This is a genomic window from Halomonas bluephagenesis (assembly GCF_054790765.1).
On the sequence record NZ_CP133631.1, the window covers coordinates 414,613 to 441,063 of the forward strand.

Here is a 26,451-nt window from a genome sequence, read left to right on the forward strand (position 1 = left end):
GCATCAATCAACTACTTACGTATTAAGCCGTTAAGACGTTATTGAGCCGCTTAACATAAGCGGCGGGGTCATCAAGATGACCACCTTCAGCGATGATCGCTTGATCCAGTAAGATATGCGCCAACTGTCCAAACAGGTCACCGTCAGCATTTTCCAGACGCGCCACCAGGGCATGGTTGGGGTTCAGCTCCAGAATCGGCTTCACCTCAGGCATTGGCTGGCCAGCAGCCTCCATAATCCGACGCATCTGGTAGCCCATTTCGTGTTCAGGAAGTACTACACAGGCGGGCGAATCAGTTAAACGGTGGGTGATTTTCACCTCTTGAACGCCATCGCTTAGCGCCTCTTTGACGCGCTTAACCAAGTCTTCTTTGGCTTTAGCCGTCTCTTCCTGGGCCTTCTTCTCTTCTTCGTCTTCCACATCGCCAAGGTCCAACTCGCCTTTAGCCACATCGGCAAACGATTTACCATCAAACTCAGTGAGATGGCTCATTAGCCACTCGTCAATACGGTCTGATAGCAGTAGCACCTCGATACCTTTCTTACGGAAGATCTCTAAGTGGGGGCTGTTTTTCGCCGCATTAAAGCTGTCGGCCACCACGTAATAAATCTTTTTCTGGCCTTCTTTCATACGCTCAACGTAGTCGACCAGAGAGTGTTCCTGGGCGGCAGTATCGGTATGAGTTGAGGCAAAGCGTAGCAGGCCAGCGATCTTTTCGCGATTGGCAGCATCTTCACCGGGTCCTTCCTTTAGCACGCTGCCAAATGTGTTCCAGAAAGTCTGGTACTGCTCGTTGTCTTTCGCCAGCTTTTTGAGCATATCCAGCGCACGCTTGGTCAGCGCCCCTTTAATCTTATCGACTTTAGGATCTTGCTGGAGCAGTTCACGAGAAACGTTCAAAGAGAGATCGCGGGTATCTAATACGCCCTTGATAAAGCGCAAGTACAGGGGCAAGAACTGCTCGGCGTCATCCATAATGAACACACGCTGAACATAGAGCTTGACGCCTCTCGCACCATCACGATCAAACATATCAAACGGAGCACGGCCCGGTACGTAGAGTAGGCTTGTGTATTCCAGTTTGCCCTCAACCTTATTGTGGCTCCAGGTTAGCGGGTCACTAAAATCGTGGGCAACATGCTTGTAAAATGCCTTGTACTCATCCTCAGTCACATCGCTTTTAGGACGAGCCCACAATGCAGTCGCTTCGTTAACCGTTTCCCACGTGGTGATTTCACTGCCTTCAATATCGTTGCCTTCGTCGTCCTTCGCCGTTTCAGTTTTCGGCATGCGCACGGGCACTTCAATATGGTCGGAGTATTTGCGCACCAACCCTTGCAGACGATAGTCATCGGCAAACTCTTTGGCATCGTCTTTAAGATGCAGCGTGATTTCAGTGCCGTGACGCTCACATTCAATATCAGCAACAGTAAATTCACCCTCACCCTTCGAGCGCCACTCCACCCCTTCGGAGGCATCAGTGCCCGCTTTGCGAGTGCGCACCGTCACTTCATCTGCAACGATAAATCCAGAGTAGAAACCCACCCCGAACTGGCCAATCAACTTAGCATCTTTTTGCTGCTCGCCAGAGAGTTGCTTAAGGAACTCTGCGGTACCTGAACGTGCGATAGTGCCAAGATTCGCAATAACGTCATCGCGGTTCATGCCAATGCCGTTATCACGTAGCGTGATGGTGTTAGCCTCGCGATCATGCTCAATTTCAATGCGCAGCTCGCTGTCGCCCTCGTAAAGTGCGTCGTTATCAAGCGCGGCATAGCGAAGCTTGTCACAAGCATCAGCTGAATTAGAGATTAACTCGCGTAAAAATATCTCCCGGTTGGAGTACAGGGAGTGGATCATTAAGTTTAGGAGTTGCTTAACTTCCGTTTGAAAGCCAAGAGTTTCTTCGTGGGTCGCCGTCGTCATGCGCTTAGCCCTCATTAATCACGTTTTGCTTGGCGCTCCTGCCCAACGTTAGGCAAGAGCGAAAAAGGTTGTGAACTCAATATGGGGATAAGCGACGGGATTTCAAGAAGGTGAGTGAGAAGAAGCAGCTGGCGTTTCCTTTGCATACTTCCAAGTGCGATATTCTGACAGCTGGTCATCAACACGGTTAAGCAACCAACCTACGATCAAAACATCATCAACTATGCCAATCATTACTAAAAAATCGGGAATAAGATCAAAGGGCATGACAAGATAAGCAAGCGCTAACGCCATCAGGCCAAATGCCGACCAAGGGATAGGACGAAAATTACCTCGCAGCACGTCACGCGTCATAGGCAAAAAAAGTTTTAGCGCTCGGCCAATGCGTTTCACTGCCCACACACGGGTTTTGAGCCGACGAAACAACCACCACGTAGACATTCGTGCCATCGTTATTGAATCCTCCAGGTATCGTAATTGTCAGAACATTGTTTACGCATTTAGTTCATCACCGACCTAGCAATACAGCGGCTAACAACCATTAGCGAGCAAGAGGGAGTGCCATGCAAGCTTCGCCATTTCGTTTAACGTTCCGCAGCCTATGTGCGGCGGTGTTCATCGGTTTACCCACCGCCTCCTGGGCAACCTCTGACGCAGCGATGCGCGAGGCACTTGAAGCAGCACGCCAACAGCAATGGCAACAGATCAATGACCGTGCGATAGAAGGACATATCCTCAGCGGCTACGTTGACTACCACCGCCTACGTAGCCAGTTGCCTAATGCTGCCCCCAGTCAAGTGCTGCAGTTTATCGAGCGCCATGCTGATTCACCGCTATCAGAATGGATACGCGGCCAAGCGATAGCAAAGTATGGTTATGCGGGTCGATTTGGCGACCTGCTTGCCGTTGCTGACGGCGTACCAGCAGGCACCGCTCGTCAGTGTTACTACTACACTGCCCTCTTGAATAGTGCGCCTATTGAAGCTCGCGAAGCGGGTCTTGAGCTGTGGCGTGTGGGTAGCTCTCAGCCTGACGCTTGCGATTCTCTATTTAATCGCCTTCGCGCGGATGGCACCATTGATGCCACGGCAATTTGGGAGCGTAAAATGCTCGCCTGGCAGGCGGGCGAAGAGCGCTTAAGCAACTATCTAGGCGGGTTACTGAGCAGTCAGTGGCAAACAGCACTGACTACAGCCGAAACGGTCAAAAGCTCACCAAGCGCACTTGCCTCAGCGCCTACCTGTCTTGGCCCTGAATGCGCTGCCACGGCGGCGTTTTATAAAGCCGCCATGCAGCGCTACACGCGAGAAAACACTCCAGCAGCCTTCTCAACGTGGCAAGCCATTGGGCCACGCCTCAACTTAGCCCATACTGACCGCCAAGCGATCGAAGAAGAACTTGCGTTTTATGCACTCGTACGCAACGTTCCTGGCACCCTTTCCTGGGTCGACAGCGTCCTACCCTCGCTGAACAGCGAACGCGTATTAGAACTGCGCGTTCGCGACGCTCTGGCCAAAAGACAGTGGACCGATGTCGTCCAGTGGATCACCGAAATGCCTAGTAGCCAGCAGGAAAGTAGCCGCTGGCAGTACTGGCTAACCAGGGCCAATGAGCAACTGGGTAATCGTGAAGCAGCGTTAGCGCGTTACCAACAAGCAGCAATCGACCGAAGTTTCTATGGCTTTGCTGCTGCCGAAAAACTCAACCAACCCTACCAGCTCAACTTAGAACGCAACCATTTTGACGAAGCCACCAGGGCACAAACGGCACGCCTGCCGGTGGTTCAGCGCACCGAAGCACTCCTACGTATAGGCGAAGATGGGTTAGCCAACAGCGAGTGGCTATATGCCGTACAGAATGGCACACCTTATCAGGCGCGGGCGCTCGCCGATTACGCCGCTCACCAGCAGTGGCATGCTCGCTTAGTGCAAACCACGATTGCAGCTGAAATGTGGGACGCGCTGGATTGGCGTTTCCCAGCGGCTTATCGTGACAGCTTTCTACATTGGGGTCGCATAACCGGCGTTGATCCTTATTTACTGATGGCCATCACCCGCCGTGAAAGCGCCTACAACCCAGTCGCCCTTTCGCCTGCTGGTGCCCGAGGGTTAATGCAATTAATGCCAGGTACTGCGAGCCAAGTTAGCCGCCAACTGGGGCTAAATGACCCAGGTCCCTATGGCGTTTTGGAACCTGAGCTTAATATTCGCTTAGGTAGCACCTACTTGCGCGACAAGCTGGAACGCTATCAAGGCAATCGGTTAGCCGCTCCCGCCGCTTATAACGCAGGGCCAGGCCGAGTAGATCAATGGCTGGGCAACAACAGCATGGAATCATTTGATCTGTTTGTAGAAAGCATCCCTTTCCGGGAAACCCGAGATTATGTGCAAGCCGTATTGAGCTACCGGGTTATTTTCGAAAGCCTGGCAAACGGCGGCAATAGTGAGGGCGTCTCGCTGCTTAGTGAGAGCGAGCAGGCCGTTCGCTATGATCGCGCACTGCTTGTAAGCCGGTAAACTTGCCCACCCTTCACTAACATAGCGCCCGGTCATACCGGGCGCTGTTCTAACGCTAAACGAACGCCAAATACCACTAGCACAACGCCTGTAGCGGCATTGAGCGTTTGTGCAAAACGAGCGCTCGCTAGCCATTTACTTGCCCCCCCCACCATTAACACCACACTAATTTGCCAGATATTGGCAATCACGAAATGAACCCCTGCAAGCCATAGTGATTTCAGTAGTGCTGGGTCCGTAGGCGAGATAAATTGGGGTAAAAAGGCCATGTAGAACACCACGGTTTTGGGATTCAAGACATTGGAAAGCAAGCCTTCTTTGATGGGTTGCCAAAATGGCACTGGTGAGCCACTTTTCATTACGCCCTGCACAGGCAAGGGAGTGCCACGACGCGCCGCCAGCAAGCTGGAGATGCCCAACCAAATCAGGTAAGCCGCACCCACCAGCTTTAGCATATGAAATGCCCAAGCTGACTGCAGCAGTATCAGTGAAATACCCAAGGCTGAAATAGTCGCGTGGACGAACAGCCCGCAGCAAATAGCGATGCTTGTTGCAATGCCATCCCGGACACCACCACGGGCGGTGTTGCGGATGACAAGCAGCGTATCAACCCCAGGGCTTATTGATAGCAGCGTTATCGCCACAAGAAACGAAACAAACTGTGCATCGATAAAACCAAGTTGCATCATGAGAGCAAGCTCACCAAAAGTTAAAAAATCTTAAGTCCGCAGCTGGACGTCTGAATTATTTGCTTCTACAGTAATTTTGGCAGGCATTCACAACGAATGCTCGCTCAATCATTAAGCATGTTAAGGATATGGACGATGGCAACTGGCACTGTCAAGTGGTTCAACGAGACCAAAGGTTACGGCTTTATCTCTCCTGATGACGGCGGTGACGATCTATTTGCCCACTTCTCCGAAATTCAAGCTGAAGGTTTCAAGACCCTGCAAGACGGTCAAAAAGTCAGCTTTGAAGTAACACAGGGTAAAAAAGGCCTTCAGGCTTCCAACATTCGTCCGGTCTAACGCCAGAGGAATAAAACAAGGCCCGCTCAAGCAGCGGGCCTTATTCGTATTTACTGATTATGTCAGTACGCTACTCTTGAACGCGCTCTGCTTCTTGCTCCTCACCAATACTGTTCATGCTTTCACTGACTGGCTGCTCACGCTCCAGGGCCTCAAACTGTTCTTCTAAACGCTTTTGCGCTTCTTCAAAACGACGCTCAGTATCTTCGATCAACGCATCTACGTCAGTTGCTTCTAAGTTCGTATCTAAGTCAGATGTACCGGGTAAGCTGGACTCCGTTTCCCAACTTGGAGTAGGAGCGTCGCCATCCATTGGTTCTATGGCTGGTGTCTGCTGTTCTACTTCTTGAAATTGCTCATCTAGACGACGCTGAGCTTCTTCAAAGCGGCGCTCGGTTTCAGCAATGACGTCATCGACATCTGAACGAGTGGTTTCGCCAGGCATGGCACTGGCTTCATCGAGTGCATCTTCTGGGTCCGCTGCAAGCGTGTCTTCCCCCGCCTGTACATCTTCATTATTGAGTGAGGTTGGCTCAGCCGATGTTTCATCATTGCCATCTCTCAGTGCTTCCGCTTCCTCAAGCTCCTCTGCCGCTTGACGTGCCTCAATATTATCCTCGACATCATCAGTACTAGCGGACTCATCTGTCTCTTCGCTACTGTCTGCAGCAGTAGGCTCCTGTTGGGCGCCAGCATCACTACTAGTGGTGCTTTCTTCACTTGCAGTCGTGGCCTCTTCCTGAGCATCGCCGCAGGCGCTTAGCAGGAGCGCAAGGCTGGCCAGTAGTGGCATCCAAAAGCGATTTACCATTAGGTTTTCTCCTTAATAGTGATTCAAATAATAAAAAACGATCATTGGCGATCATTAGCCGTCAATAGTGAACACCCTTCCGGTAGTAGTACTTTCAGGGCAAGGGGCACTACTTCGACGCAAAATTGCTCATAGCGGCGTGCCTCTCCGTCTAAGGTTAACGGCCAAGGCTCTTCATCTTGCTGAGTCGTCACCGACAGCTGACTGGCGGTAAAATAACGCACAAATCGCCCTTCGGCAGGAAACTGCTGCAGCTCACTTAGCAACGTCGGCAACTCGGCCGCTGATGAAAAATCCTTGACTAGCAGTACATCAAAACGACCATCGTCAAGTTTTGCCCTTGGTGCTAATACTTGCCCCCCGCCGGACTGGCGACCATTGCCCAGTGCGAGAAGTAACAACGATGCTTCTTGTTCCTGGTCTCCCCAATGCAACGTGCCGCGATAGCTACGGTGCCGCCATGCTTTTAAAGCGCCCATTAGGGAATATGCGCCACCGCCTAACATGCGCTTCAACGTTTTGGGGGTTGATGAGGTAATTTCAGCGCCAAATCCACCGGTTGTCATGTTGACGTAATAACTAACCGCTTCTTCTGCGCCTGACTGAGCGGTCATTCTGATCACATCAATCGGCGATGGAGACAAGTGTCTTGCAGCCTCAAGCGCTGACCCTGGCTCTAGCGGCAAGCCGAGGGAAGTAGCAAAATCATTGGCACTACCTAAAGGCACAATGCCTAGTGCTGGACGCAGGTCATGAGCAATTCGCATCAACCCGTTAACCACCTCATTAACGGTACCATCGCCACCGCAGGCAATGACCCGTGTAGCGCCTAACTCAACCGCCTGAGCAGCGAACTCAGCGGCATCACCACCTTCCCAGGTCGAACGTACGGTAATCGACATCCCTGTCTTGCGCTGCTCTTCAACAGCTTCGCGCAGCGCCGGATTTCCGGCAGACTTACCGTTAATAATCAGTAAATAGTGCTGCTGTGTATCTGTCACCGGCGCTTTCCCTCTCCATGGTTAGTTCGCTGGCATATCTTATGCCAACGCTTTCTCAACAACTTCGAACACGTTGGACGATAGTGGCTCTTGCTTAATACGCACAAGCTCATCGCGCATTAGCTGTTGACGTTCTTCATCGAAACGCTGCCACCGCGTTAACGGCGTCACCAGACGTGCGGCTATTTCGGGATTCAAGCGATTCAGCTCGATAACCACATCGGCTAACAGCGCGTACCCCTTACCGTCTAAACGGTGGAAATTTACCCGGTTTTGGGCAAATGCGCCTATCAGAGCGCGCACTTTATTAGGATTCTTAATTGAAAATGCTGGATGCTGCATTAGATATTGAACACGATCGAGAACATCCGCCTGCGGGCGAGATACCTGTATGGTAAACCACTGATCCATTACCAACGGGTCGTGTGCCCATTTTTCGCCAAATGCTTTCAATGCCGGAGACGCAATATCATCACGGTCACTGTGTACCAATAAGGTGAGCGCGTGCCGAACATCGGTCATGTTATGTTCCGCAGCGAACTGCGTTTCACAAAGCACAATACCCTCTTCATCCTCAATCGACATTAGATAGGTTAATGCAACGTTTTTGAGGCTGCGCTGGGCAATCTGTTCAGGCGTTGGCGCGTAGGTCTCATTGCTTTGGTTCGCTTTATACACGGCGACAAATTCATCACGAAGCGCAACGGCTAACGACTGACGCACAAATTCGCGAGCGGCGTGTATCGCGTCCACATCCACGATCGGCTGCTGCTCGGCAATATAGGCTTCAGAGGGTAGCGTCAGCATTTCGGCAAGCACCGCTTTATCGCTCATAGAGCCGGTAAGCAGTGTTCTAAACGCTTCAACAACACGGCTATCCATTACCTTTTCCACGCCGTTACGATGCGCGGCGATCAGATCATCTAACGCCAGCATAGCTAGCCGCTGACCCGCATCCCAACGGTTAAAGCCATCGCTGTCATGAGTCAGCAAAAACGCAAGATCTTCCCGTGAATAGGGAAAGTGTAGTTTTACGGGTGCAGAAAAATCGCGCAGCAGTGAAGGAACAGGTGCTTCAGCAACATCAGTAAAGACAAACGTCTGTTCATCTTCAGTGAGATGAATAACAGCATCTTTACCTAGTTTTTCACCTGACATTGTTAATGTCAGGTCCTGCCCCGACTTGGTTCCCACTAGCCCCATACGCACAGGAATGTGCAGCGGCAGTTTGTCTGACTGCCCGGGGGTCGCGGGGGTACGCTGACGCAGGGTGAGATGGTACTCCGCATGAGCGTAATCGTACTCACCATGCGCATCGATTTCAGGCGTGCCCGCCTGGGAGTACCAGCGCATAAATTGACTAAGATCCGCGCCAGACACCTCAGCCATGCAGCCAACAAAGTCTTCAATGGTCACTGCTTGACCATCAAAACGCTCAAAATAAAGATCAGAACCGCGGCGGAAGTCTTCCCAGCCCAGCAAATTGCGCAGCATACGTACAACCTCTGCGCCTTTTTCGTAAATCGTCAGGGTGTAGAAGTTGGTGATCTCGATAAAGTGGTCTGGCCGGATCGGATGCGCCGTTGGCCCAGCATCTTCGGCAAACTGAGCAGTGCGGAAAAACGATACGTCTTGAATGCGCTTAACGGGGGCCGAGTTGGTATCTGCGGAAAAACACTGGTCGCGAAATACTGTAAAACCCTCTTTTAAAGAGAGCTGGAACCAGTCACGACAGGTCACTCGATTGCCCGACCAGTTATGAAAATATTCGTGGGCAACAATCCCTTCCACATTTTGGAAGGCTGCATCCGTCGCGGTATTGGGATGGGTTAATACCGCAGCAGAATTAAATATATTAAGCCCTTTGTTTTCCATTGCCCCCATATTGAAGTCATTCACTGCCACAATCATAAACAGATCAAGATCGTATTCACGGCCATAGGTCTGCTCATCCCACGCCATAGCACGCTTGAGGGAAGCCATCGCATGCTCGGTCTTATCTAGGTTTTCTTGCTCTACCCACAGCTGCAGCGTCACGTTGCGACCGCTCATAGTTTCAAAAAAATCTTCCACCTTATGCAAATTACCGGCAACTAAAGCGAACAGATAACAGGGTTTCGGGTGCGGGTCTTCCCAGGTCGCAAAGTGGCGGCCATTCTCCAGCGCACCTTGATCAATAGGGTTACCATTGGCGAGTAGCACTGGCTCACTGATAGCGTTACCAATCACCGTTACTTTAAAGGTAGCCATCACATCAGGACGGTCGGGGTAGTAAGTAATTCGCCGGAAGCCTTCTGCTTCACACTGAGTGCAATACATGCCGTTAGATTGATATAACCCTTCCAATGCCGTATTGCTGCAGGGAGCAAGCTCTACCTCACTTTCCAGAGTAAAGGCCTCTGGCACATCCGCTATACGCAGCACCTCGTCCGTTAGCTGATACGCGGCATCAGACAAAGGATTACCATCGATAGCCAGTGATATCAGCGTTAGATGCTCACCGTTAAGCACTAACGGTGCTGTTGAGTCAGCGCTTGGATGACGCTCTATTTGCAGTCGTGCTTTCACGCGGGTTGCTGCAGGGTCAAGATCAAACGTCAGCTCGGTATGGGTAACTTGGTAGGCGGGCGGCTGGTAGTCGCTTAAATAAACCGGCTGCGGATCAGACATAGTGCGTGACTCCTATAAACTTATAAATTATTTGATGAGGCAGCGCCTCACGCTGCACCATCGCATTACTGTCGATCGAGATAATTAATCACGGAAGTTATCGAATTGTAGCGGTAATTCAGGCCCCTCCTCGCCACGTAATAGCGCCATCACACTCTGAAGATCATCGCGTTTTTTACCCGTAACGCGCACTTTTTCACCCTGAATTTGAGCTTGTACTTTTAGCTTACTGGCTTTGATACGCTTCACCACATCTTTTGCTTCAGCCTGGTCAAGCCCCTGCTTTAGAACAACTTCCTGACGGGCCTTCACGCCAGACAATACCGGGTCTTGAATATCCATACAGCGGGCATCAATTCCCCGCGCGATCAGCCGATTGCGCAACACATCAATCATTTGCTTCAACTGGAAATCAACCTCAGCCTCAAGTTGAACTTTCTCTCCTTCCAGCGCAAAGCTGGCGTCGACACCTTTAAAATCAAAGCGCGACTGCACTTCACGATTTGCTTGGTCGACAGCGTTAGACGCTTCGTGCTGATCAAACTCTGAAACAATATCAAATGAGGGCATGGCATAATTCCTAGTAAGACATGACCCACTATTCTAGAGCAGCTAGCACCCAACCGGCCAATTCTCTTACATAATGTGTCTCACCAGCTCCAATCTCGACATCTCCAAAACCTGAACAGCAACTCAACTTAGTTATACAAGAGTTAAACTTTAGCAATATTAAATTGGCGCTGAATGGATTACCCTAGCCATCATTGAATCAATCACTTGCCGATGGACACTTACCATGAGCGATCGCGATGCACGTCACAAAGCGTCGATGGAAAAACTGAAAGCCAGAGTTGACGAGAAAGTTGCCAACGCTACTGAACAGCGTGGGCTGTTACTAATAAATACGGGTAATGGTAAAGGCAAAACAACCGCCGCCTGGGGTACCGTCACTCGCTCGCTTGGCTACGGCTATAAAGTCGGTGTTGTACAGTTCATCAAGGGATTATGGGAGTGTGGTGAACGCAATCGGCTAGAGGAGGACTCAAATCTCAGCGTTGCCATCATGGCCACAGGCTTTACCTGGGACACTCAGAACCGTGAGGCAGACACCAAAGCTTGCCAAGAAGTATGGCAAGAGGCTGAAAAAATGCTCGCAGACCCAGCGACTTACCTCGTTGTACTGGATGAAATTACTTACATGCTGAAGTTCGGTTATTTAGATATTGATACGGTTAAGCAAGCACTGGTCAATCGACCGCAAGAACAAACCGTGATTATTACTGGACGCAATGCTCATCGAGATTTGGTGGCAATGGCGGATACAGTAACGGAGATGCAAGAAGTCCGACATGCTTTCAATAATGGCCTTCAGGCCCGTCGCGGTATCGACTTTTAGTTTCAATACAGCTGCTTAAAAGAAAAAAGGGGCGAATGAATCGCCCCTTTTTCAATTACTGGTTTCAGCTACTTACTCACAGCCACACCGTCTATCTATGCATGCTGGCTTAGCCGTCAAACGGGTTACGCAACACAATTGTTTCAACACGGTCAGGGCCGGTTGAGATAATGTCGATGCTGGTACCTACCTGCTCTTCTAAGAAGCTAATATAAGCACGAGCGTTAGCTGGCAGGTCTTCAACCCGCTTAGCGCCCAAGGTAGATTCTTTCCAGCCCGGCAGATCGTGGTAAAGCGGCTCAACGGCTTCATAACCTTCTGAATCCACCGGATTATCTAGAACTTCGCCATCCTTGCTGCGATAACCCACGCACACACGGATATTTTCCAGGCCATCCAAAACGTCAAGCTTGGTTAAGCAAATACCAGAAACCGAGTTGATCTGTACCGCATGACGCAACGCTACGGCGTCAAACCAACCACAACGGCGCGGGCGGCCGGTGGTTGCACCGAACTCGTGCCCACGTTCGGCTAAATGACGGCCATGGTCGTCAAAAAGCTCAGTCGGGAATGGGCCAGAGCCAACACGGGTGGTATAGGCTTTGGTAATACCCAGCACGTAGTCTAAGTAAAGCGGACCAACACCCGATCCTGTAGCCGTTCCGCCAGCCGTTGTATTAGAACTGGTGACGTAGGGGTAGGTACCGTGATCGATATCTAGCAGCGAGCCTTGAGCACCTTCAAACAGAATGTTCTCACCGGCTTTACGAAGGTCATGCACCATACTAACAGTGTCAGTGACCATAGGTCTTAGCTCTTCGGCCATCTGCATAGCGGTGTCCAGCACTTCCTGGAAGTCGACCGCCGGCTCGCCGTGATAGTTCACCAACACAAAGTTGTGGTAGTCCAATACCTCGCCAAGCTTCGAGGCAAAGCGTTCACGATGGAGCATATCGCCTAAGCGCAGACCACGACGTGCTACTTTATCTTCGTAAGCAGGCCCGATTCCACGACCAGTGGTGCCGATCTTAGCAATGCCGCGCGCTTTTTCACGCGCTTGATCTAAGCGCACATGGTAAGGCAGGATCAGCGGACAAGCAGGTGACAAGCGCAAGCGCTCACGTACCGGAACGCCCTTCTCTTCAAGCTCACGGATCTCTTTGATCAGCGCTTCAGGCGACAGCACTACGCCATTACCGATCACACAGGTTTTACCTGGACGCAGCACACCAGAGGGGATCAGGTGAAGAACCGTTTTCTCACCGTCAATAACCAAGGTATGGCCTGCGTTATGACCGCCTTGAAAGCGCACCACTGCAGAGGCTGACTCGGTGAGCAGGTCAACAATCTTGCCTTTGCCTTCATCACCCCATTGGGTACCCAGGACTACGACATTCTTACCCATTATGCACTCGTCTCTTGTGTCAGGGTCGTTGTCTGCCAACGACCGTCAATAAACTCAAGACGGCGGTCACAACTGTGCTCCGCCGGCCCAGTACGCTGCCCAGGCAGCGCTTGAATCACGCGTTCACCCTGCTCACGCAGCGTAGCAATGGCAGCGTTAAGCGACTCTTCTTCTTGGGCAGGCGCCCAAATAGCACCCTGGCTGGGTGAAGCCAACGCCAGCGATGCCAACTGTTTTAAATCCATAGAAAAACCGGTCGCCGGACGCGCACGGCCAAAAGCACGGCCAGTGTCATCATAGCGTCCGCCTTTGGCCAATGCATGGCCATAGCCAGGCACATAGGCGGCAAACATCATGCCGGTGTGGTATTGATAACCACGCAACTCAGCCAAATCAAAATAGAGCGAAACGTCAAAACGCGCCAATACACCTTTATAAAGTGCTTCCAACTGGTCAAGTGCCGCCATCACTGGCGCAGGCGCACCAGCAAGACGGTCTCGAGCCTGCCTTAACACACTCGCATCACCATGCAGCTCACCAAGCGCCATGAGCATATCTGCCAGGGCTGGATCGCTGACACTGCGATGAACTAGCTCAGCTAATTGGCCAGGCGATTTCAGCGCCAGTGCTTCAAACAGCGCCCGCTCCTGCTCATCGCTAAGCGCGCCTGCCTCAACAAGGCTACGATAAATGCCAATATGGCCCAGCGCCAAATGAATTTCATCAGCGCCCGCGGCTTTTAAGCTGGCCAGTGCCAAATGAATAATTTCGCCGTCAGCTTCTAAACCTGCGTGACCAAACAGCTCGACCCCTACCTGCACAGGGCTTCGACCACCCTGGTGCTGGTCGGCTTTAGCGCGCAGCACATTCGTGCAGTAGCACAACCGAACCGGCCCTTGGCGCTTTAGCGAGTGAGCATCCATACGCGCCACCTGAGGAGTCACATCGGCAGATGCGCCCATCATTCGGCCCGTTAGCTGGTCAGTTAATTTAAACGTCTGAAGATCTAGATCGGTACCGGTGCCCGTAAGCAAGGAGTCCAAAAACTCCACCGGCGGTGGCATTACTTGGTCGTAGCCCCAGCAATGGTAGAGATCAAGCAGCGCACGGCGCAGCTCTTCCATGCGGCTTGCCTGAGGCGGCAGCACCTCATCCATGCCGTCGGGCAATAGCCAGCGGTCAGCGATGGTCATGTGAACAATCCTGCGAGACAATGAAGGCCCAAACAAGCAGCTACATTATGACGCGTTTTAGGCGTTCATAGACAAGCGCTAGCGAAATAAGGGCCACAAAAAAACCGGGCGACGCCCGGTTAATATTAAGTCTATCACGTTTGTGCGCCAGATGAACCCCGCTAGGATTGCATAACCGAGCGGGGCTGGCTGCATCCATATTACTCAGCGTTACTGGGAGCAGCGCTGCGCAGATAGCGGAAGAAATCACTATCTGGCTCAAGCACCAGTAGGTTGTCATCACCTGCGAAGCTTTCACGATAAGCGTTCAGACTACGCCAGAAAGCGAAGAACTCCTGATCCTGGCCATAGGCCTGGGAGAAGATCCTGGCGGCTTCTGCGTCACCTTCACCACGCAGCGTTTCAGAACGCTCATTGGCTTGGGCAAGCAGCACCTGACGTCGACGGTCAGCGTTAGCGCGAATACGCTCAGCTTCTTCCTGACCTTGTGCACGCCATTCGCGAGCTTCACGCTCACGCTCAGAGCGCATCCGGTCGAATACCGCAGCCGACACGTCTTCTGGCAAGTCGATACGCTTGATACGAATATCCCGAATCGCCACACCCAGCTCATCGCGCATCAACGCGTCAAGATCAGCGGTTGGGCCTGTCATCAGATCATCGCGACGTTCGGCAATAATTTCCTGAAGATTTAAGCGACCAAACTCGTTACGTAAGCTTTCATCGACACGCGGCTGAATCAGACGAATTGCCATTAATTCATCACCGGCTGTAGCTTCGTAGTAGCGCGTGGGATTAATCACCTGCCATTTAACATAAGAATCGACAATAACCGCTTTCTGCTCAAGTGTCAGATAACGACTGGTATCAGTATCAAGTGTCAGCAGACGCGTATCAAACTTACGGATCGTTTGCGCGATCGGGACTTTGACATGCAGCCCTGGCTGAATATTCTCTTCGATGACTTCACCAAAACGCAGTTTCACAGCACGCTCGGTTTCATCCACAACATACAGGCTGTTACTCGCCAGCCAGGCCACAGCGGCCAAGCCACCTACGATTAGCAGGGATCGATTATTAATCATTTAGCGGCCCTCCCTGCGAATGGGATTACTTGATGACGAGGATGAAGAACTGCCTTGGTTACCCCGCAATGAATCCAGCACTCGTGGATCGATCGACTCACCGCTGCTGCTATTGCTGGAAGATGCACTGTCACTACCCGAGCTTGTGCCGCGCATTTGATCCAACGGCAAGTACATCAAGGGAGCATTTTCACTTACATCCAACAACACTTTGGGAGTATTTCCAAAGACTTCTTCAATTGCATCTAGATACATACGCTCACGCATGATGTCAGGCGCGTTGCGATACTCGGTTAACAACGCATTAAAGCGGTTAGCCTGACCTTGCGCTTCAGCTACCACCGATTCCCGATAACCTTGGCCCTGCTCAACCACACGCTGCGCTTGACCTTGTGCTGCTGGGATAATCGCATTGGCGTAGGCCATACCTTCGTTGATCGTACGCTGACGATCTTCACGTGCGCGGATTACATCATCGAAAGCATCGATAACGGGCGCTGGCGCTGAGGTGGACTCAATGTTAATTGTCTGCAGACGAATACCGGCGCCGTAGGCATCCAAATAGGATTGGAGTCGGCTTGCCACAGAGCTACCAAGAATTTCACGACCAGAGGTTAAAATGTCGATCATGTCGGTGCCGCCGACAACGTGGCGTAGCGCAGAATCCAACGCATTTTCGATAGAAAGTGCTGGATCACGTAAATTCAATACGAAATCACGGGGATTGGCCACTTGATACTGAGCAGAAATTTCCACTTCGACGATGTTTTCGTCACGCGTCAGCATAGACTGCGTTTGAGAAACGGACCGGACACGCGTCACGTTCACCATACGAACATCATCGATTAGCGGCGGATTCCACTGTAGACCAGGATCTACGATGCCCTGATACTCACCAAAACGCAGCACAACACCACGCTCAGACTGATCGACCAGGTAAAAACCGGACGCTGCCCAAATAGCTAAAGCGACAATGACCAGCAGGCCAGGTAGCGCGAGAGAGTTACGCGGCTTACCACCACCGCTTTTACCACTCCCGTTACCGCCACGGCCTTTCTTGCCACTACCACCCAACATTCCGTTTAACTTATCTTGGAATTTCTTTAGTGCTTCATCGAGGTCGGGAGGACCTTGATTATTGCCACCATTATTACCTCCACCGTTGTTTCCGCCGCGATCACCGTCGTTATTACCACGTCGGCCACCACTGCTCCAGGGGTCGTGCTGGTTGCCACCACCAGGCTCATTCCAGGCCATACTTCTTCTCCACTAAGGTGTTCACCTGCACTTAGCCTCACGGTTAGCGAGGCCGGTGCTTTTAATATTATTACTATATAAATCTTGTACCATACTTCTACCTAAGTTCACATATACACGATTTACATACGCTATGCAGCCTGCTTGGCTACCATTCGTCAATTTCGCGTAAAGCGACGGGTAAGTAGGTATTGGCACGCTCACCAAGTTGAGCCATTAGCTGATTAAAATCGCGTCTAGGCAAGCGTACGTCTAAAACAGACTGCCCTTGCTCATCAAAATATTCTTCACGAACTGCGTTCAGTTCATGCAAGCCAGCACGAAGCTTACCTTGTTCCGGCGATAGTGTAAGCGAGAAGCCAATAACATCATTCGCTAAACGCTCGGTTAGTGCCTCATGCAGCAAATCAAGGCCTTTCCCCTGCTGTGCAGAAAGCCACACAACCTCGGGGACGCCGTGGCCATCTCGCTCAATTCGTGGCGCACTGTCTAACCGGTCGATTTTATTCATGACTTTGAGCACTGGCACGCTATCCGCGCCTATCTCTTTAAGCACACGATCGACTTGTTCAACGTTAACATCGCGGTCTGGATCAGCAGCATCAATTACATGCACCAATAGAGATGCCTCTGCAGCCTCCTGAAGCGTCGCTCGGAAAGCTTCAACCAACTTGTGTGGCAAATGGCGAATAAACCCTACTGTATCAGCCATCACCACAGGACCTACGTCTTCGATTTCGAGGCGACGAAGTGTTGGGTCAAGCGTGGCAAATAGCTGATCAGCCGCATACACCTTGGCATTGGTAAGCGCGTTAAACAGCGTCGATTTACCGGCATTGGTGTAGCCAACTAATGAAACGCTGTGAATTTCAGCGCGTGAACGGGCGCGACGGTTTTGATCACGCTGGCTGCGTACTTTATCTAGCCGTTTATGGATAGATTTAATGCGCCCGCGTAACAAACGACGGTCGGTTTCTAGCTGCGTTTCGCCAGGGCCGCGTAAACCGATACCGCCCTTTTGACGCTCTAAGTGGGTCCAACCGCGTACTAGGCGAGTGGACATATATTCAAGCTGGGCAAGCTCTACCTGCAGCTTACCCTCATGGGTTCGTGCCCGTTGCGCGAAGATATCGAGTATTAAACCAGTACGATCGAGTACTCGACACTTGAGTTCATGCTCAAGATTGCGCTCTTGGGAGGGGCTTAGGCTGTGGTTGAAGATCACCAGTTCGGCTTGGTGAGCTGCGAGCAATGCTCGCAGCTCCTCCAACTTGCCTGACCCGATAAATGTTCGGGAATCAGGGCGCTGTCGGCTAGCGGTGAGTAATGTCGCAGGCTCTGCGCCAGCAGAGCGCACGAGCTCTAAGAACTCACCCGGGTCTTCACGTGCTTGCTCATCATGAAAATCAACGTGAACAAGTACTGCCGTTTCACCGGCATCTGGGCGCTCAAAAAACAATCAATACCTCGTGGACTCTCTAGCTATCCAGCGGTGTTAGATGTCCGCGTCAGGCGCGGCTGGATCTTGTGCCGGCAAACGCACATTGCGCGAAGGCACTACCGTGGAAATAGCGTGTTTATAAACCATCTGACTGACGGTATTGCGCAATAAAATGACAAACTGGTCAAATGATTCAATCTGGCCCTGCAACTTAATGCCGTTCACCAGGAAAATAGAGACCGGAATGCGCTCCTTGCGCAAAATGTTCAGGTACGGGTCTTGAAGGGACTGCCCTTTGGACATGTTGCTCTCCCTAAAACTGTCGTTGGGGTTGGTTATAAATGGCGCGCCCTACTGGTGCTGCGCCGCAATCTTGTTGCCCGAAAGGCCTGGTGTTGTCAAAAGAGCCAGCCGGCCACTCGAAAACACTTGCTTACGAAATCACTATCTTACGCTAAGCACCGCTTTCACGCACGAATTTCAGCACCTTATCCAACACGTCGGGCTGCTGCGAGTCTACCCACGTAAGCGACGGCCAACTTCTTAACCACGTAAGCTGCCGCTTAGCGAGCTGGCGAGTTGCTATCACGCCACGTTCAATTAACTCGTTTTCGTCGTACTTACCGTCTAAATACTCCCATACCTGACGATAGCCAACACTCTTCATCGCTGGCAAGCCAAGATGGATATCAGGGCGTTGTTTGAGGGCGGCAACTTCATCTATCAAGCCCTCAGCCAACATTGTTTTGAAACGCACAGCAATGCGGTTGTGTAGCAATTGTCGATCACTAGGTGCTAACGCTATCGACAACCCCCGCCAGGGAAAGGTTTCTGGCTGCTGTTCCGCCCATAGCTCACTCATAGGACGCCCACTGACATAATATACTTCAAGTGCGCGCATTAGGCGCTGTGGATCATTGGGATGAATTCGCTGCGCTGAAACGACATCCACTTCAGCCAGCATACGATGCAGCGCAGCTAACCCTTTATTCTGTCTCACAGCTTCCAACTGTTGACGTATGGCAGCGTCTGCAGCGGGCAAATTAGCAACGCCCTCCACCAGACGCTTAAAGTAGAGCATCGTCCCGCCGACCAATAATGGCACGCTGCCAGCCGCGCTGATTTGCCGCATCTCCTGCAGCGCATCTTCACGAAAATCAGCGGCCGAATACGGCTCAGCCGGTTCACGAATATCAATCAAACGATGCGGTGCACGCGCCAACTCAGCAGCACTCGGTTTGGCACTGCCAATGTCCATTCCGCGGTATACCATCGCGGAGTCTACGCTGATCAGCTCATGCCCCAAACGCTCGTGCAAGGCCATCGCCGTGTCGGTTTTACCGGCTGCCGTGGGCCCCATTAAAAAAATCGCCCAGGGGCGTGTGTCAACCATCTGCTCTCAGCACTCCATTTGTTGTCTTCACTGACCACGCAACTATTGTCCACGTAAGAACAGGCGGTCGAGTGCCTTCATGCTCATTTGCGTCCAGGTTGGGCGACCATGGTTGCACTGGTCGCTTCGCTCAGTGCGCTCCATATCTCGCAGCAGGGCGTTCATTTCATCAATGGTTAAGCGCCGATTCGCACGGACACTACCATGGCATGCCATGGTCGACAGTAGCTCATGAATACGTGCTTCAACCTGATGAGTTCGTCCAAACCGCGCCAGCTCTTCGAGCATTTGACGTATCAGGGCTTCTGGATCTGCCTGAGCCAAAAGGGCTGGTAATTGTCGGACTAACAAGGTTTCCGGGCCTGCCACGTCTAGCTCAACGCCTAACTGGGCAATGGCGTCGCGTTCGCTTTCCGCCGTTGCTACTTCCGCCCGGCTTGCGGCCAAGGAAACAGGCACCAGCAGCGGCTGCGTATCAATCCCATTCGCTGCAGCCAACTGATTTTTCATACGCTCGTAGACAATTCGTTCGTGAGCAGCGTGCATGTCTACGAGCACCAACCCCTGAGCGTTTTGCGCCAAAATATAAACACCGTGCAACTGCCCCAGCGCAAAGCCCAACGGAGGTGCCGCGGTTGCATCATGCTCGGGCATCGCCAGCGGAGCCTCACGAACTTCCGTCGCTTTTGATGTGCTGATGCTTGGCGAACTCGGCTGCGGCGTTAATAGCGACTCTTCATGATCTGGATGCAGTGCTTGATAGCCCTGCATGAAGCGGCGAACTCGCTCTGCCCCAGGGTGGCGGTCAGGGGAGTCTGATAGCGCCATGCCCTGCTGCTGCCAGCGGGGAGCTGGCGTTTGAACATCGACCTCGCCAGCACTACCTGGGGCGTCTGTTACGTCATCCTCGTGCCCATGAGACATGTTCTGTTCTTCTTCAGCAGGCTTAGAAGAAGCGAGACAATGATGCAGGCTAGAGTAAAGAAAGTCGTGCACCATCCGACCATCGCGAAAACGCACTTCATGCTTTGTTGGATGCACGTTGACGTCGACGACGTCTGGATCAAGCTCCAGGTAAAGCACAAACACTGGATGACGACCGTTATACAACACGTCGCGATAAGCCTGACGAACGGCATGGGCTACCAAACGGTCACGCACCACACGTCCGTTGACAAAGAAATACTGCTGATCTGCTTGGGAGCGAGAGTGCGTGGGCAAACCAACCCAGCCACTGATGCGCAACCCACCCGCTTCTCGCTCTATGTAGCGGGCATGCTCAATAAAGTTTTTACCTAATAGCGAAGCGATACGCCGCTCGCGAGCGGCTGGCGTCACACCCGGTGGCAATTGATGAACCACTTTCTGGTTATGACGAAGCACCCAGGCTACGTCGTAACGCGATAGCGCCTGGCGTCGAAAAGCTTCTTCAACATGGGCAAATTCTGTTTTTTCGGTACGTAAAAATTTGCGCCGCGCAGGCGTATTAAAAAACAGGTCCCGTACTGCAACACTGGTACCACGGGGGTGGGGAGCAGGCGTTACGCGCGCCTCCATACCACGTCCTTCAGCAACCACTCTCCACCCTTGGCGGGGGTCTTCTTCAGCATTAGAGATTAGCTCCAGCCGCGAGACAGAACTGATCGAGGCCAACGCTTCGCCACGAAATCCCAGCGAACTCACGCCCTCTAGATCTTCAAGACTATTGATTTTACTGGTCGCGTGGCGGGCAAGCGCCAGTGGCAGGTCTTGTTCGCCAATACCAATACCATCATCGCGAACTTTAATAAGCCGGGCGCCGCCTTGCTCTATTTCCACTTCAATTCGCTGACTGCCAGCATCAATAGCGTTCTCAATCAGTTCCTTCGTCACTGATGAAGGGCGCTCGACAACTTCCCCCGCGGCGATTTGGTTCGCCAAACGAGGGTCAAGCACATGAATGCGCGTTGGCGAAGAGATCAATTCAGACAACCGTCACCTCGAGAATTTATGATCATGAACGTGGAATGCGTAACACCTGGCCAACACGGATAACGTCACCGTTAATATCATTAGCCTGTTTAAGCTGATTCACCGGCACGCCATGGCGCACTGCAATAGCTGACAGCGTATCTCCCGATTGGATACGGTATTCGTTACCGCTAGGGCGACGCTGGTTATCGCGCTGCCACGCCAGTAGGCTCGCGGGCGGCGGATTACGCTCGAAATGATCACGCAATCCATTGAAAATGGCCGTTGATAATCCGCGCTGATGGACAGGATCACGCAGGCGACGCTCTTCATCAGGGTTAGAGATAAAGCCAACCTCAATAAGAAGCGACGGAATATCTGGCGACTTCAGCACCATGAACCCGGCTTGCTCAACGCGAGATTTATGGAGACGGTTGATACGACCCAACTGGTCCAGTACTTGGCCACCGATAGACAGCGAATCGTTTAATGTCGCGGTCATAGTGAGATCTAGCAACACACCTCGTAGTACTTGGTCTTTGTCACGTAAGGAAAGGTTGCCGTCGACGCCACCAATCAGGTCGGAGCGATTTTCGCTATCGCCCAGCCATTGAGCCGTTTCAGACGTTGCACCTCGCTGGGAAAGCGCATAGACAGAGCTTCCCTGAGGTCTAGGACTCGTAAACGCATCAGCATGTATCGATACAAAAAAGTCAGCTTTCTGATCTCGGGCTAGTTGAGTGCGCTGGCGAAGCCCCAAATAGTAATCACCATCTCGAATGAGCACTGCTTTAAAGCCATGGGTCCCATTCACTTCTGCTGCTAAGCGTCGGGAAATCTCCAAAACAACGTCTTTTTCTCGAGTTCCTGCTGGACCAATGGCCCCTGGGTCTTCTCCGCCATGACCTGCATCAATAGCGATAATAATATCTCGCTGCGGATGCGGCTGCGCGGGCTGAACCTCGACAGGTGACTGCTGCTGGGGCGTTGGTGCTTCGTATGTCACCTGCTCTTGAGGCTGAGACTGCCCTTGAGACTGTGCTTGAGCTCGAGCCTGCGTGTTTGCTCGTTGGGCAAGTATCTCTTGATCCCGAATCATCGCCTCGATGGGATCAATAGGGTTTTCAACCGGACTTTCGCCAGGGTACTCAAGATCGACAACCAGACGATGGCCATACTGGTCGTTTGGCGGCAACGTAAAGTGGCGCGGAGATATCTCACGATTTAGCTCCAGAACAACGCGAAGCCCACCACCGTCTCGAATACCTGTTCGCACTTCATCAATCGCACTACCGTCCAGCGGTAGCGTAGACACATCGGTGTCCAAGTGACTTTCGTCAAGGTCAATGACTAGCCTTGACGGGTTCTCAAGGGAAAAAACATTCGCGTTTGCCGCTGCCGTAAGATCAAACACCAAACGCGCATGATCTGGAGCTGACCATAGCCGCATACTCTCTACCGTTGCCGCCTGCAGAGATGAAACGCTTGCCACCAGAAGAACACAGCCAATCGACACTTTGCGTGCCAGGTAGTTTAGTGCGCTGTTTATAGCCATTGAATTACACCACTTTCAAGCTGTTCACTGCCACGCTTGCTAACCATCTCGCTTATCACTCGTTCACCCAAGCCTGTTTCTGCGGTTAGCGTAACCAAACGTCCAGGACCAGCCACTTCCAGCACCACTCGCACATCAGGCGCGGGGAGCCAACCTTCACCTCGGCTCGGCCACTCAATTAAACAGAGCGCTTCATCGGCAAGCACGTCTCGCCCGCCAATAAACTCAAGCTCTTCTGGGTCTGCTAAACGATACAGATCTAAATGATAAATACGCTGCGTACCCAGCTCATAGGGCTCTACCAACGTATAGGTAGGGCTTTTAACGGCCCCCTGATAGCCGTAAGCTCGCAATATACCGCGCGTCAATGTTGTTTTTCCTGCGCCTAAGTCGCCCTCTAAATAAACACGCCCGTGACCTTGTAGCGCTTGCCCCAATGCCTCACCAAAGGCAACGTGGGCCACTTCATTATTCAATTGCACTTGCATGTAGGCCGCCTTCACGGGTTAATTAAGACTCGTGCATAGGATGCCAGATCGCTTGCCAGCAGGCCACGTTCCCCCGCTGTTTTAGCTGCTTCATCTCCTGCCTGAGCATGCACCACCACCCCAAGCCATGCTCCGAGCTCTATATTATCGCTTTGGGCCACCAGTGTACCTAGCATGCCGCTAAGCACATCGCCCATGCCACCGCTGGCCATTCCAGGGTTGCCATAAGGGCATATGACTAACCCGCTGGGGCCAGCCACTAAACTACCCGCCCCCTTTAAAATCACGACGCCACCTCGCGCCCGCTGGAGAGCTCGGGCAGCCGCCGGGCGGTCCGCTTGAATATCCGCAACTGAGCAGCCTAGCAATCGAGCAGCCTCACCGGGGTGCGGTGTTAACACCCAATTATCACGACGTACATCCGGCCAGTGACTGGCTAATAGGTTGAGCGCATCCGCATCAACGATCAACGGCACGTCTGACTGCAAGGCACTCTGCAAGATCGCTTGCCCCCAAGCCCCCTGCCCCAACCCTGGCCCGACGACAATCACATCCGCCTGAGAAGGGAGCTGGCCTGCATCGGCGCCACCGCGAACACCATGGGCCATGACCTCAGGACAGCGCATCAAACTTGCCGTCACATGCTCAGGTGCGGTTGCTAAGCTGACTTTACCGGCGCCCAAACGAGCAGCGGCTTGAGAAGCGAGCAATGCCGCACCACCAAACCCTAGCGCGCCGCCCATTACCGCTACATGCCCTAGATCGCCTTTATGGCTAATACGGGAGCGCGGCGTGAAGACCTCTCCAAGAAGCTCATCGTCCAAACGCCATGCGCTTGGCGGTATATCAAAAAATGCCTGCGCCTTTACACCCAGCGGACGAAAGTCAATTTCACCTGTATAAGCGGGCGCATCGCCAGTATGCAGGCCAATTTTATCGCCTATAAACGTCACTGTGCAGGCTGCCTCAACGGCTAATCCCATGACGGCCCCTGTGTCTGCTGAGATTCCAGAGGGAATATCCAGCGCCAACACTGGCTGATGCGATGCATTGATCGCCTCAATCACCTGCTTTATTTCTCCGGCAACATCACCTGCCAATCCAGTCCCCAGTAGCGCATCAACTATCACCTCGCCAACCAGCGTGGTGTTTGGCTGCCACTTATCCAAACCAACGCCCGCCGCCGACGCCAGCTCCGCAGCCCGAGCAACATCTCCCGTTAACGCCTCTAAAGGCCTAAGTGAGATGCGCTGCACTTTAAGCCCAGATTGCATCGCTAACGCCGCGAGCACGTGACCGTCACCACCGTTGTTACCACTGCCGCAAAGCACTGTCACGCTACGTGCTTGCGGCCAGCGGGAGCGGAAACTGTGCCACGCACTTGAGGCCGCCCGCTGCATTAAAGCAAAACTCTCAATGCCACCGGCTATCGTACGCCGATCAAGCTCACGCACTTGAGCCGCTGTATAAAGGGGGCGTAGCGAGGAAGTACTTAACGTGGGCACGATCTCTCCTTAATCTGGTGACGGTTAGCCGCTAGTGTGTTGATAACCACTTATGCGTTAGCATAGCGCGCTTAACGCGCTACCGTTGATTTACCATGCAAAGTTCCACCACCTTTTCACTATCTGATGATGACTTAACGCGTCTTGCGGACCTAATCAAGACCTGGGGCCGAGAGCTAGGTTTTCAGCAAGTAGGCATTACAGACACCCAGCTAGCGGCACATGAAACACACCTAGATGCCTGGCTTGAAAAAGGCTACCACGGTGACATGAGCTTTATGGCAAAACATGGCACCAAGCGCACCCGCCCGGAAGAGCTCGAACCCGGCACCCAGCGGGTTATCAGCGTGCGCATGGACTATTTACCCGCTGAAGTAGAAAGCACAAAGGTGCTTGGACAGCCTAGCCGCGCCTATGTTTCACGCTATGCACTGGGCCGCGACTATCATAAATTAATGCGCAAACGGTTGGCGCAGCTAGCCAAAAATATCGAACAGGAAGTCGGCGCGTTTGGCTATCGCGCGTTTGTAGACTCTGCCCCCGTCATGGAGCGCGCCTTAGCGCAAAAAGCAGGCCTTGGCTGGGTTGGTAAAAACGCTATGCTACTGAACCCCAAGGCAGGCTCACTTTTTTTCCTCGGCGAGCTGTATACCGACCTACCGCTACCTACCGATGCACCGTTTACTCAAGAACACTGCGGTAGCTGTAACGCTTGCCGCACCGCCTGCCCAACCGGCGCTATTGTTGATGATAAGGTCGTCGACTCGCGCAAATGCATCTCTTATCTCACCATTGAACTGCATGGGGCGATACCGACTGAATTTCGCCGCGCCATGGGCAATCGTATTTACGGTTGCGACGACTGCCAACTGGTGTGTCCTTTCACTCGCTTCACCCGCATTACCCAGGAAGATGACTTTGCGCCGCGTCATGACCTTGACCGCGCTGACCTTCTTAGCCTGTTTGCCTGGGGTGAAGACGAGTTCTTGGATAAAACAGCGGGCAGTCCTATTAGGCGCATTGGCTACGAACGCTGGCTGCGCAATCTCGCCATTGGCCTAGGCAATGCCCCTTGGAGTCGCGCTGTTGAGTCAGCCTTATGGGCAAGAAGAGCCTACCCAAGCAGCTTAGTGCGTGAGCACATTGCTTGGGCGCTCGAGGAGCAGCGCCTCAAGCGTGGTGCGAGAATTGCCACTGAAGACGCTTAGCCGCTTTTCTAAACCACCTTACTCCTCTTCGTCTGTTACCGTTTCGAGGCGTAAGAACGTACTGCGATAGTGAGCTAACTCGGCAATTGACTCCTTGATATCATCCATCGCCAAATGGACATTCTGCTTTTTAAATCCTGCTAAAGCACCTGGATTCCAGCGCTTGGCCAACTCCTTAACGGTCGATACGTCCAAATTACGGTAATGGAAAAACGCCCAAAGATCCGGCATTTCACGCTCAAGGAAGCGCCGATCCTGATGAATGCTATTACCACACATAGGCGAGGAGCCAGACACTACATAGTGGCGAAGAAAATCGAGCGTTTGCTGCTCGGCCTCAGCAGCAGTCACCGTGCTCGCTTTGACGCGCGCCACCAGCCCACTTTCCCCGTGGGTCTTCTGATTCCAGTCATCCATTTGTGCCAGTTGGCTGTCAGGCTGCTTCACCGCAATCACAGGCCCTTCTGCTACGACGTTTAAATCAGCATCGGTAATCAGTGTGGCCACTTCAATGATGCGCTCTTTATTTGGATCCAGACCGGTCATTTCCAAGTCTATCCACACTAGCAAATCATCTCGCGGGGTTGCGTTCTCAGCAGTTTGCTCGCTCATTACATTCAAT

Annotated in this window: 23 protein-coding genes; 4 read left to right on the plus strand and 19 right to left on the minus strand. The window is 52.4% G+C overall.

Annotated elements, in window-relative coordinates; all coding sequences use genetic code 11:
- Window positions 1-22: 22 nt before the first annotated feature.
- Together htpG and REH51_RS01975 are read right to left on the minus strand one after the other, a co-directional pair.
- Window positions 23-1,927 (minus strand): molecular chaperone HtpG, encoded by a 1,905-nt coding sequence (htpG, locus tag REH51_RS01970; RefSeq protein WP_009721954.1) that lies wholly within the window; start codon window positions 1,925-1,927, stop codon window positions 23-25.
- A gap of 102 nt (window positions 1,928-2,029) precedes the next feature.
- The gene (locus tag REH51_RS01975) at window positions 2,030-2,377 is read right to left on the minus strand and encodes a YkvA family protein (RefSeq protein ID WP_009721953.1); all 348 of its coding nucleotides are present in this window, start codon (window positions 2,375-2,377) and stop codon (window positions 2,030-2,032) included.
- Between the two features lie 113 nt (window positions 2,378-2,490).
- Here REH51_RS01975 and REH51_RS01980 point away from each other — a divergent pair, with 113 nt between their 5' ends.
- Entirely contained in the window at window positions 2,491-4,443 is a 1,953-nt protein-coding gene (locus tag REH51_RS01980) for a transglycosylase SLT domain-containing protein (RefSeq protein ID WP_498936717.1), read from the plus strand.
- Window positions 4,444-4,475: 32 nt separating this feature from the next.
- On the opposite strand, the gene REH51_RS01985 is transcribed toward REH51_RS01980, so the two are convergent.
- The gene (locus tag REH51_RS01985; protein WP_009721951.1) at window positions 4,476-5,132 is read right to left on the minus strand and encodes a LysE family translocator; all 657 of its coding nucleotides are present in this window, start codon (window positions 5,130-5,132) and stop codon (window positions 4,476-4,478) included.
- Between the two features lie 135 nt (window positions 5,133-5,267).
- On the opposite strand from REH51_RS01985, the gene REH51_RS01990 reads away from it, so the two are divergent.
- Window positions 5,268-5,471: a cold-shock protein gene (locus tag REH51_RS01990; protein ID WP_009721950.1), complete on the plus strand. Its 204-nt coding sequence runs from the start codon at window positions 5,268-5,270 to the stop codon at window positions 5,469-5,471.
- A 70-nt stretch (window positions 5,472-5,541) separates the two neighbouring features.
- Here REH51_RS01990 and REH51_RS01995 read toward each other — a convergent pair whose 3' ends face one another.
- The 4 genes from REH51_RS01995 to REH51_RS02010 all read right to left on the minus strand — a co-directional run bounded on the left by REH51_RS01995 (window position 5,542) and on the right by REH51_RS02010 (window position 10,523).
- Window positions 5,542-6,282 (minus strand): hypothetical protein, encoded by a 741-nt coding sequence (locus REH51_RS01995; RefSeq protein WP_009721949.1) that lies wholly within the window; start codon window positions 6,280-6,282, stop codon window positions 5,542-5,544.
- Between the two features lie 41 nt (window positions 6,283-6,323).
- Window positions 6,324-7,283 carry a lipid kinase YegS gene (yegS, locus tag REH51_RS02000; protein ID WP_009721948.1) on the minus strand — a complete coding sequence of 320 codons (960 nt, stop codon included), beginning with the start codon at window positions 7,281-7,283 and terminating at the stop codon, window positions 6,324-6,326.
- Between the two features lie 39 nt (window positions 7,284-7,322).
- Window positions 7,323-9,953, minus strand: a complete 2,631-nt coding sequence (gene pepN / locus REH51_RS02005) for an aminopeptidase N (protein WP_009721947.1) — start codon at window positions 9,951-9,953, stop codon at window positions 7,323-7,325.
- Window positions 9,954-10,037: 84 nt separating this feature from the next.
- Complete coding sequence (locus REH51_RS02010; RefSeq protein ID WP_009721946.1) at window positions 10,038-10,523, minus strand: YajQ family cyclic di-GMP-binding protein; 486 nt, start codon at window positions 10,521-10,523, stop codon at window positions 10,038-10,040.
- 226 nt (window positions 10,524-10,749) lie between these two features.
- Here REH51_RS02010 and cobO point away from each other — a divergent pair, with 226 nt between their 5' ends.
- Window positions 10,750-11,349, plus strand: a complete 600-nt coding sequence (cobO, locus tag REH51_RS02015) for a cob(I)yrinic acid a,c-diamide adenosyltransferase (RefSeq protein WP_009721945.1) — start codon at window positions 10,750-10,752, stop codon at window positions 11,347-11,349.
- Window positions 11,350-11,458: 109 nt separating this feature from the next.
- Here the strand turns inward: cobO and REH51_RS02020 are convergent, their stop codons facing one another.
- The 11 genes from REH51_RS02020 to REH51_RS02070 all read right to left on the minus strand — a co-directional run bounded on the left by REH51_RS02020 (window position 11,459) and on the right by REH51_RS02070 (window position 24,621).
- Window positions 11,459-12,754: an adenylosuccinate synthase gene (locus tag REH51_RS02020; RefSeq protein WP_009721944.1), complete on the minus strand. Its 1,296-nt coding sequence runs from the start codon at window positions 12,752-12,754 to the stop codon at window positions 11,459-11,461.
- Complete coding sequence (locus tag REH51_RS02025; protein ID WP_498936718.1) at window positions 12,754-13,947, minus strand: ATP phosphoribosyltransferase regulatory subunit; 1,194 nt, start codon at window positions 13,945-13,947, stop codon at window positions 12,754-12,756. The genes REH51_RS02020 and REH51_RS02025 overlap by 1 nt, the downstream gene beginning before the upstream one ends.
- 200 nt (window positions 13,948-14,147) lie before the next feature.
- The gene (gene hflC / locus REH51_RS02030; RefSeq protein ID WP_009721942.1) at window positions 14,148-15,032 is read right to left on the minus strand and encodes a protease modulator HflC; all 885 of its coding nucleotides are present in this window, start codon (window positions 15,030-15,032) and stop codon (window positions 14,148-14,150) included.
- Window positions 15,033-16,289 carry an FtsH protease activity modulator HflK gene (hflK, locus tag REH51_RS02035; RefSeq protein WP_009721941.1) on the minus strand — a complete coding sequence of 419 codons (1,257 nt, stop codon included), beginning with the start codon at window positions 16,287-16,289 and terminating at the stop codon, window positions 15,033-15,035. It lies immediately after the preceding gene.
- 148 nt (window positions 16,290-16,437) lie between these two features.
- A complete protein-coding gene (hflX, locus tag REH51_RS02040; protein ID WP_009721940.1) occupies window positions 16,438-17,748 on the minus strand; it encodes a ribosome rescue GTPase HflX in 1,311 nt (436 codons plus the stop codon).
- Window positions 17,749-17,784: 36 nt separating this feature from the next.
- A complete protein-coding gene (gene hfq / locus REH51_RS02045) occupies window positions 17,785-18,033 on the minus strand; it encodes an RNA chaperone Hfq (RefSeq protein WP_009099947.1) in 249 nt (82 codons plus the stop codon).
- Window positions 18,034-18,184: 151 nt separating this feature from the next.
- A complete protein-coding gene (gene miaA / locus REH51_RS02050) occupies window positions 18,185-19,123 on the minus strand; it encodes a tRNA (adenosine(37)-N6)-dimethylallyltransferase MiaA (protein ID WP_498936720.1) in 939 nt (312 codons plus the stop codon).
- A gap of 42 nt (window positions 19,124-19,165) precedes the next feature.
- A complete protein-coding gene (gene mutL / locus REH51_RS02055) occupies window positions 19,166-21,094 on the minus strand; it encodes a DNA mismatch repair endonuclease MutL (protein ID WP_009721938.1) in 1,929 nt (642 codons plus the stop codon).
- Window positions 21,095-21,116: 22 nt separating this feature from the next.
- On the minus strand, window positions 21,117-22,628 hold the full coding sequence (locus REH51_RS02060; RefSeq protein WP_498936722.1) for an N-acetylmuramoyl-L-alanine amidase: 1,512 nt from the start codon (window positions 22,626-22,628) through the stop codon (window positions 21,117-21,119).
- The gene (gene tsaE / locus REH51_RS02065; protein ID WP_498936724.1) at window positions 22,619-23,116 is read right to left on the minus strand and encodes a tRNA (adenosine(37)-N6)-threonylcarbamoyltransferase complex ATPase subunit type 1 TsaE; all 498 of its coding nucleotides are present in this window, start codon (window positions 23,114-23,116) and stop codon (window positions 22,619-22,621) included. Before tsaE ends, REH51_RS02060 begins: the two co-directional genes overlap by 10 nt.
- Window positions 23,117-23,127: 11 nt before the next feature.
- Window positions 23,128-24,621, minus strand: coding sequence for a bifunctional ADP-dependent NAD(P)H-hydrate dehydratase/NAD(P)H-hydrate epimerase (locus tag REH51_RS02070; protein ID WP_009721935.1), 1,494 nt, complete (start codon window positions 24,619-24,621; stop codon window positions 23,128-23,130).
- Window positions 24,622-24,716: 95 nt separating this feature from the next.
- On the opposite strand from REH51_RS02070, the gene queG reads away from it, so the two are divergent.
- Window positions 24,717-25,829, plus strand: coding sequence for a tRNA epoxyqueuosine(34) reductase QueG (queG, locus tag REH51_RS02075; protein WP_498936726.1), 1,113 nt, complete (start codon window positions 24,717-24,719; stop codon window positions 25,827-25,829).
- Between the two features lie 18 nt (window positions 25,830-25,847).
- Here the strand turns inward: queG and orn are convergent, their stop codons facing one another.
- A complete protein-coding gene (gene orn / locus REH51_RS02080) occupies window positions 25,848-26,441 on the minus strand; it encodes an oligoribonuclease (protein ID WP_009721933.1) in 594 nt (197 codons plus the stop codon).
- Window positions 26,442-26,451 lie beyond the last annotated feature (10 nt).

Excerpts from the sequence above, each read along its gene's own strand:
- htpG (WP_009721954.1), bottom strand. The coding sequence starts at position 1,927 with ATGACGACGGCGACCCACGAAGAAACTCTTGGCTTTCAAACGGAAGTT.
- REH51_RS01975 (WP_009721953.1), bottom strand. The coding sequence starts at position 2,377 with ATGGCACGAATGTCTACGTGGTGGTTGTTTCGTCGGCTCAAAACCCGT.
- REH51_RS01980 (WP_498936717.1), top strand. The coding sequence starts at position 2,491 with ATGCAAGCTTCGCCATTTCGTTTAACGTTCCGCAGCCTATGTGCGGCG.
- REH51_RS01985 (WP_009721951.1), bottom strand. The coding sequence starts at position 5,132 with ATGATGCAACTTGGTTTTATCGATGCACAGTTTGTTTCGTTTCTTGTG.
- REH51_RS01990 (WP_009721950.1), top strand. The coding sequence starts at position 5,268 with ATGGCAACTGGCACTGTCAAGTGGTTCAACGAGACCAAAGGTTACGGC.
- REH51_RS01995 (WP_009721949.1), bottom strand. The coding sequence starts at position 6,282 with ATGGTAAATCGCTTTTGGATGCCACTACTGGCCAGCCTTGCGCTCCTG.
- pepN (WP_009721947.1), bottom strand. The coding sequence starts at position 9,953 with ATGTCTGATCCGCAGCCGGTTTATTTAAGCGACTACCAGCCGCCCGCC.
- REH51_RS02010 (WP_009721946.1), bottom strand. The coding sequence starts at position 10,523 with ATGCCCTCATTTGATATTGTTTCAGAGTTTGATCAGCACGAAGCGTCT.
- cobO (WP_009721945.1), top strand. The coding sequence starts at position 10,750 with ATGAGCGATCGCGATGCACGTCACAAAGCGTCGATGGAAAAACTGAAA.
- REH51_RS02020 (WP_009721944.1), bottom strand. The coding sequence starts at position 12,754 with ATGGGTAAGAATGTCGTAGTCCTGGGTACCCAATGGGGTGATGAAGGC.
- REH51_RS02025 (WP_498936718.1), bottom strand. The coding sequence starts at position 13,947 with ATGACCATCGCTGACCGCTGGCTATTGCCCGACGGCATGGATGAGGTG.
- hflC (WP_009721942.1), bottom strand. The coding sequence starts at position 15,032 with ATGATTAATAATCGATCCCTGCTAATCGTAGGTGGCTTGGCCGCTGTG.
- hflK (WP_009721941.1), bottom strand. The coding sequence starts at position 16,289 with ATGGCCTGGAATGAGCCTGGTGGTGGCAACCAGCACGACCCCTGGAGC.
- hfq (WP_009099947.1), bottom strand. The coding sequence starts at position 18,033 with ATGTCCAAAGGGCAGTCCCTTCAAGACCCGTACCTGAACATTTTGCGC.
- miaA (WP_498936720.1), bottom strand. The coding sequence starts at position 19,123 with ATGGTTGACACACGCCCCTGGGCGATTTTTTTAATGGGGCCCACGGCA.
- REH51_RS02060 (WP_498936722.1), bottom strand. The coding sequence starts at position 22,628 with ATGGCTATAAACAGCGCACTAAACTACCTGGCACGCAAAGTGTCGATT.
- tsaE (WP_498936724.1), bottom strand. The coding sequence starts at position 23,116 with ATGCAAGTGCAATTGAATAATGAAGTGGCCCACGTTGCCTTTGGTGAG.
- queG (WP_498936726.1), top strand. The coding sequence starts at position 24,717 with ATGCAAAGTTCCACCACCTTTTCACTATCTGATGATGACTTAACGCGT.
- orn (WP_009721933.1), bottom strand. The coding sequence starts at position 26,441 with ATGAGCGAGCAAACTGCTGAGAACGCAACCCCGCGAGATGATTTGCTA.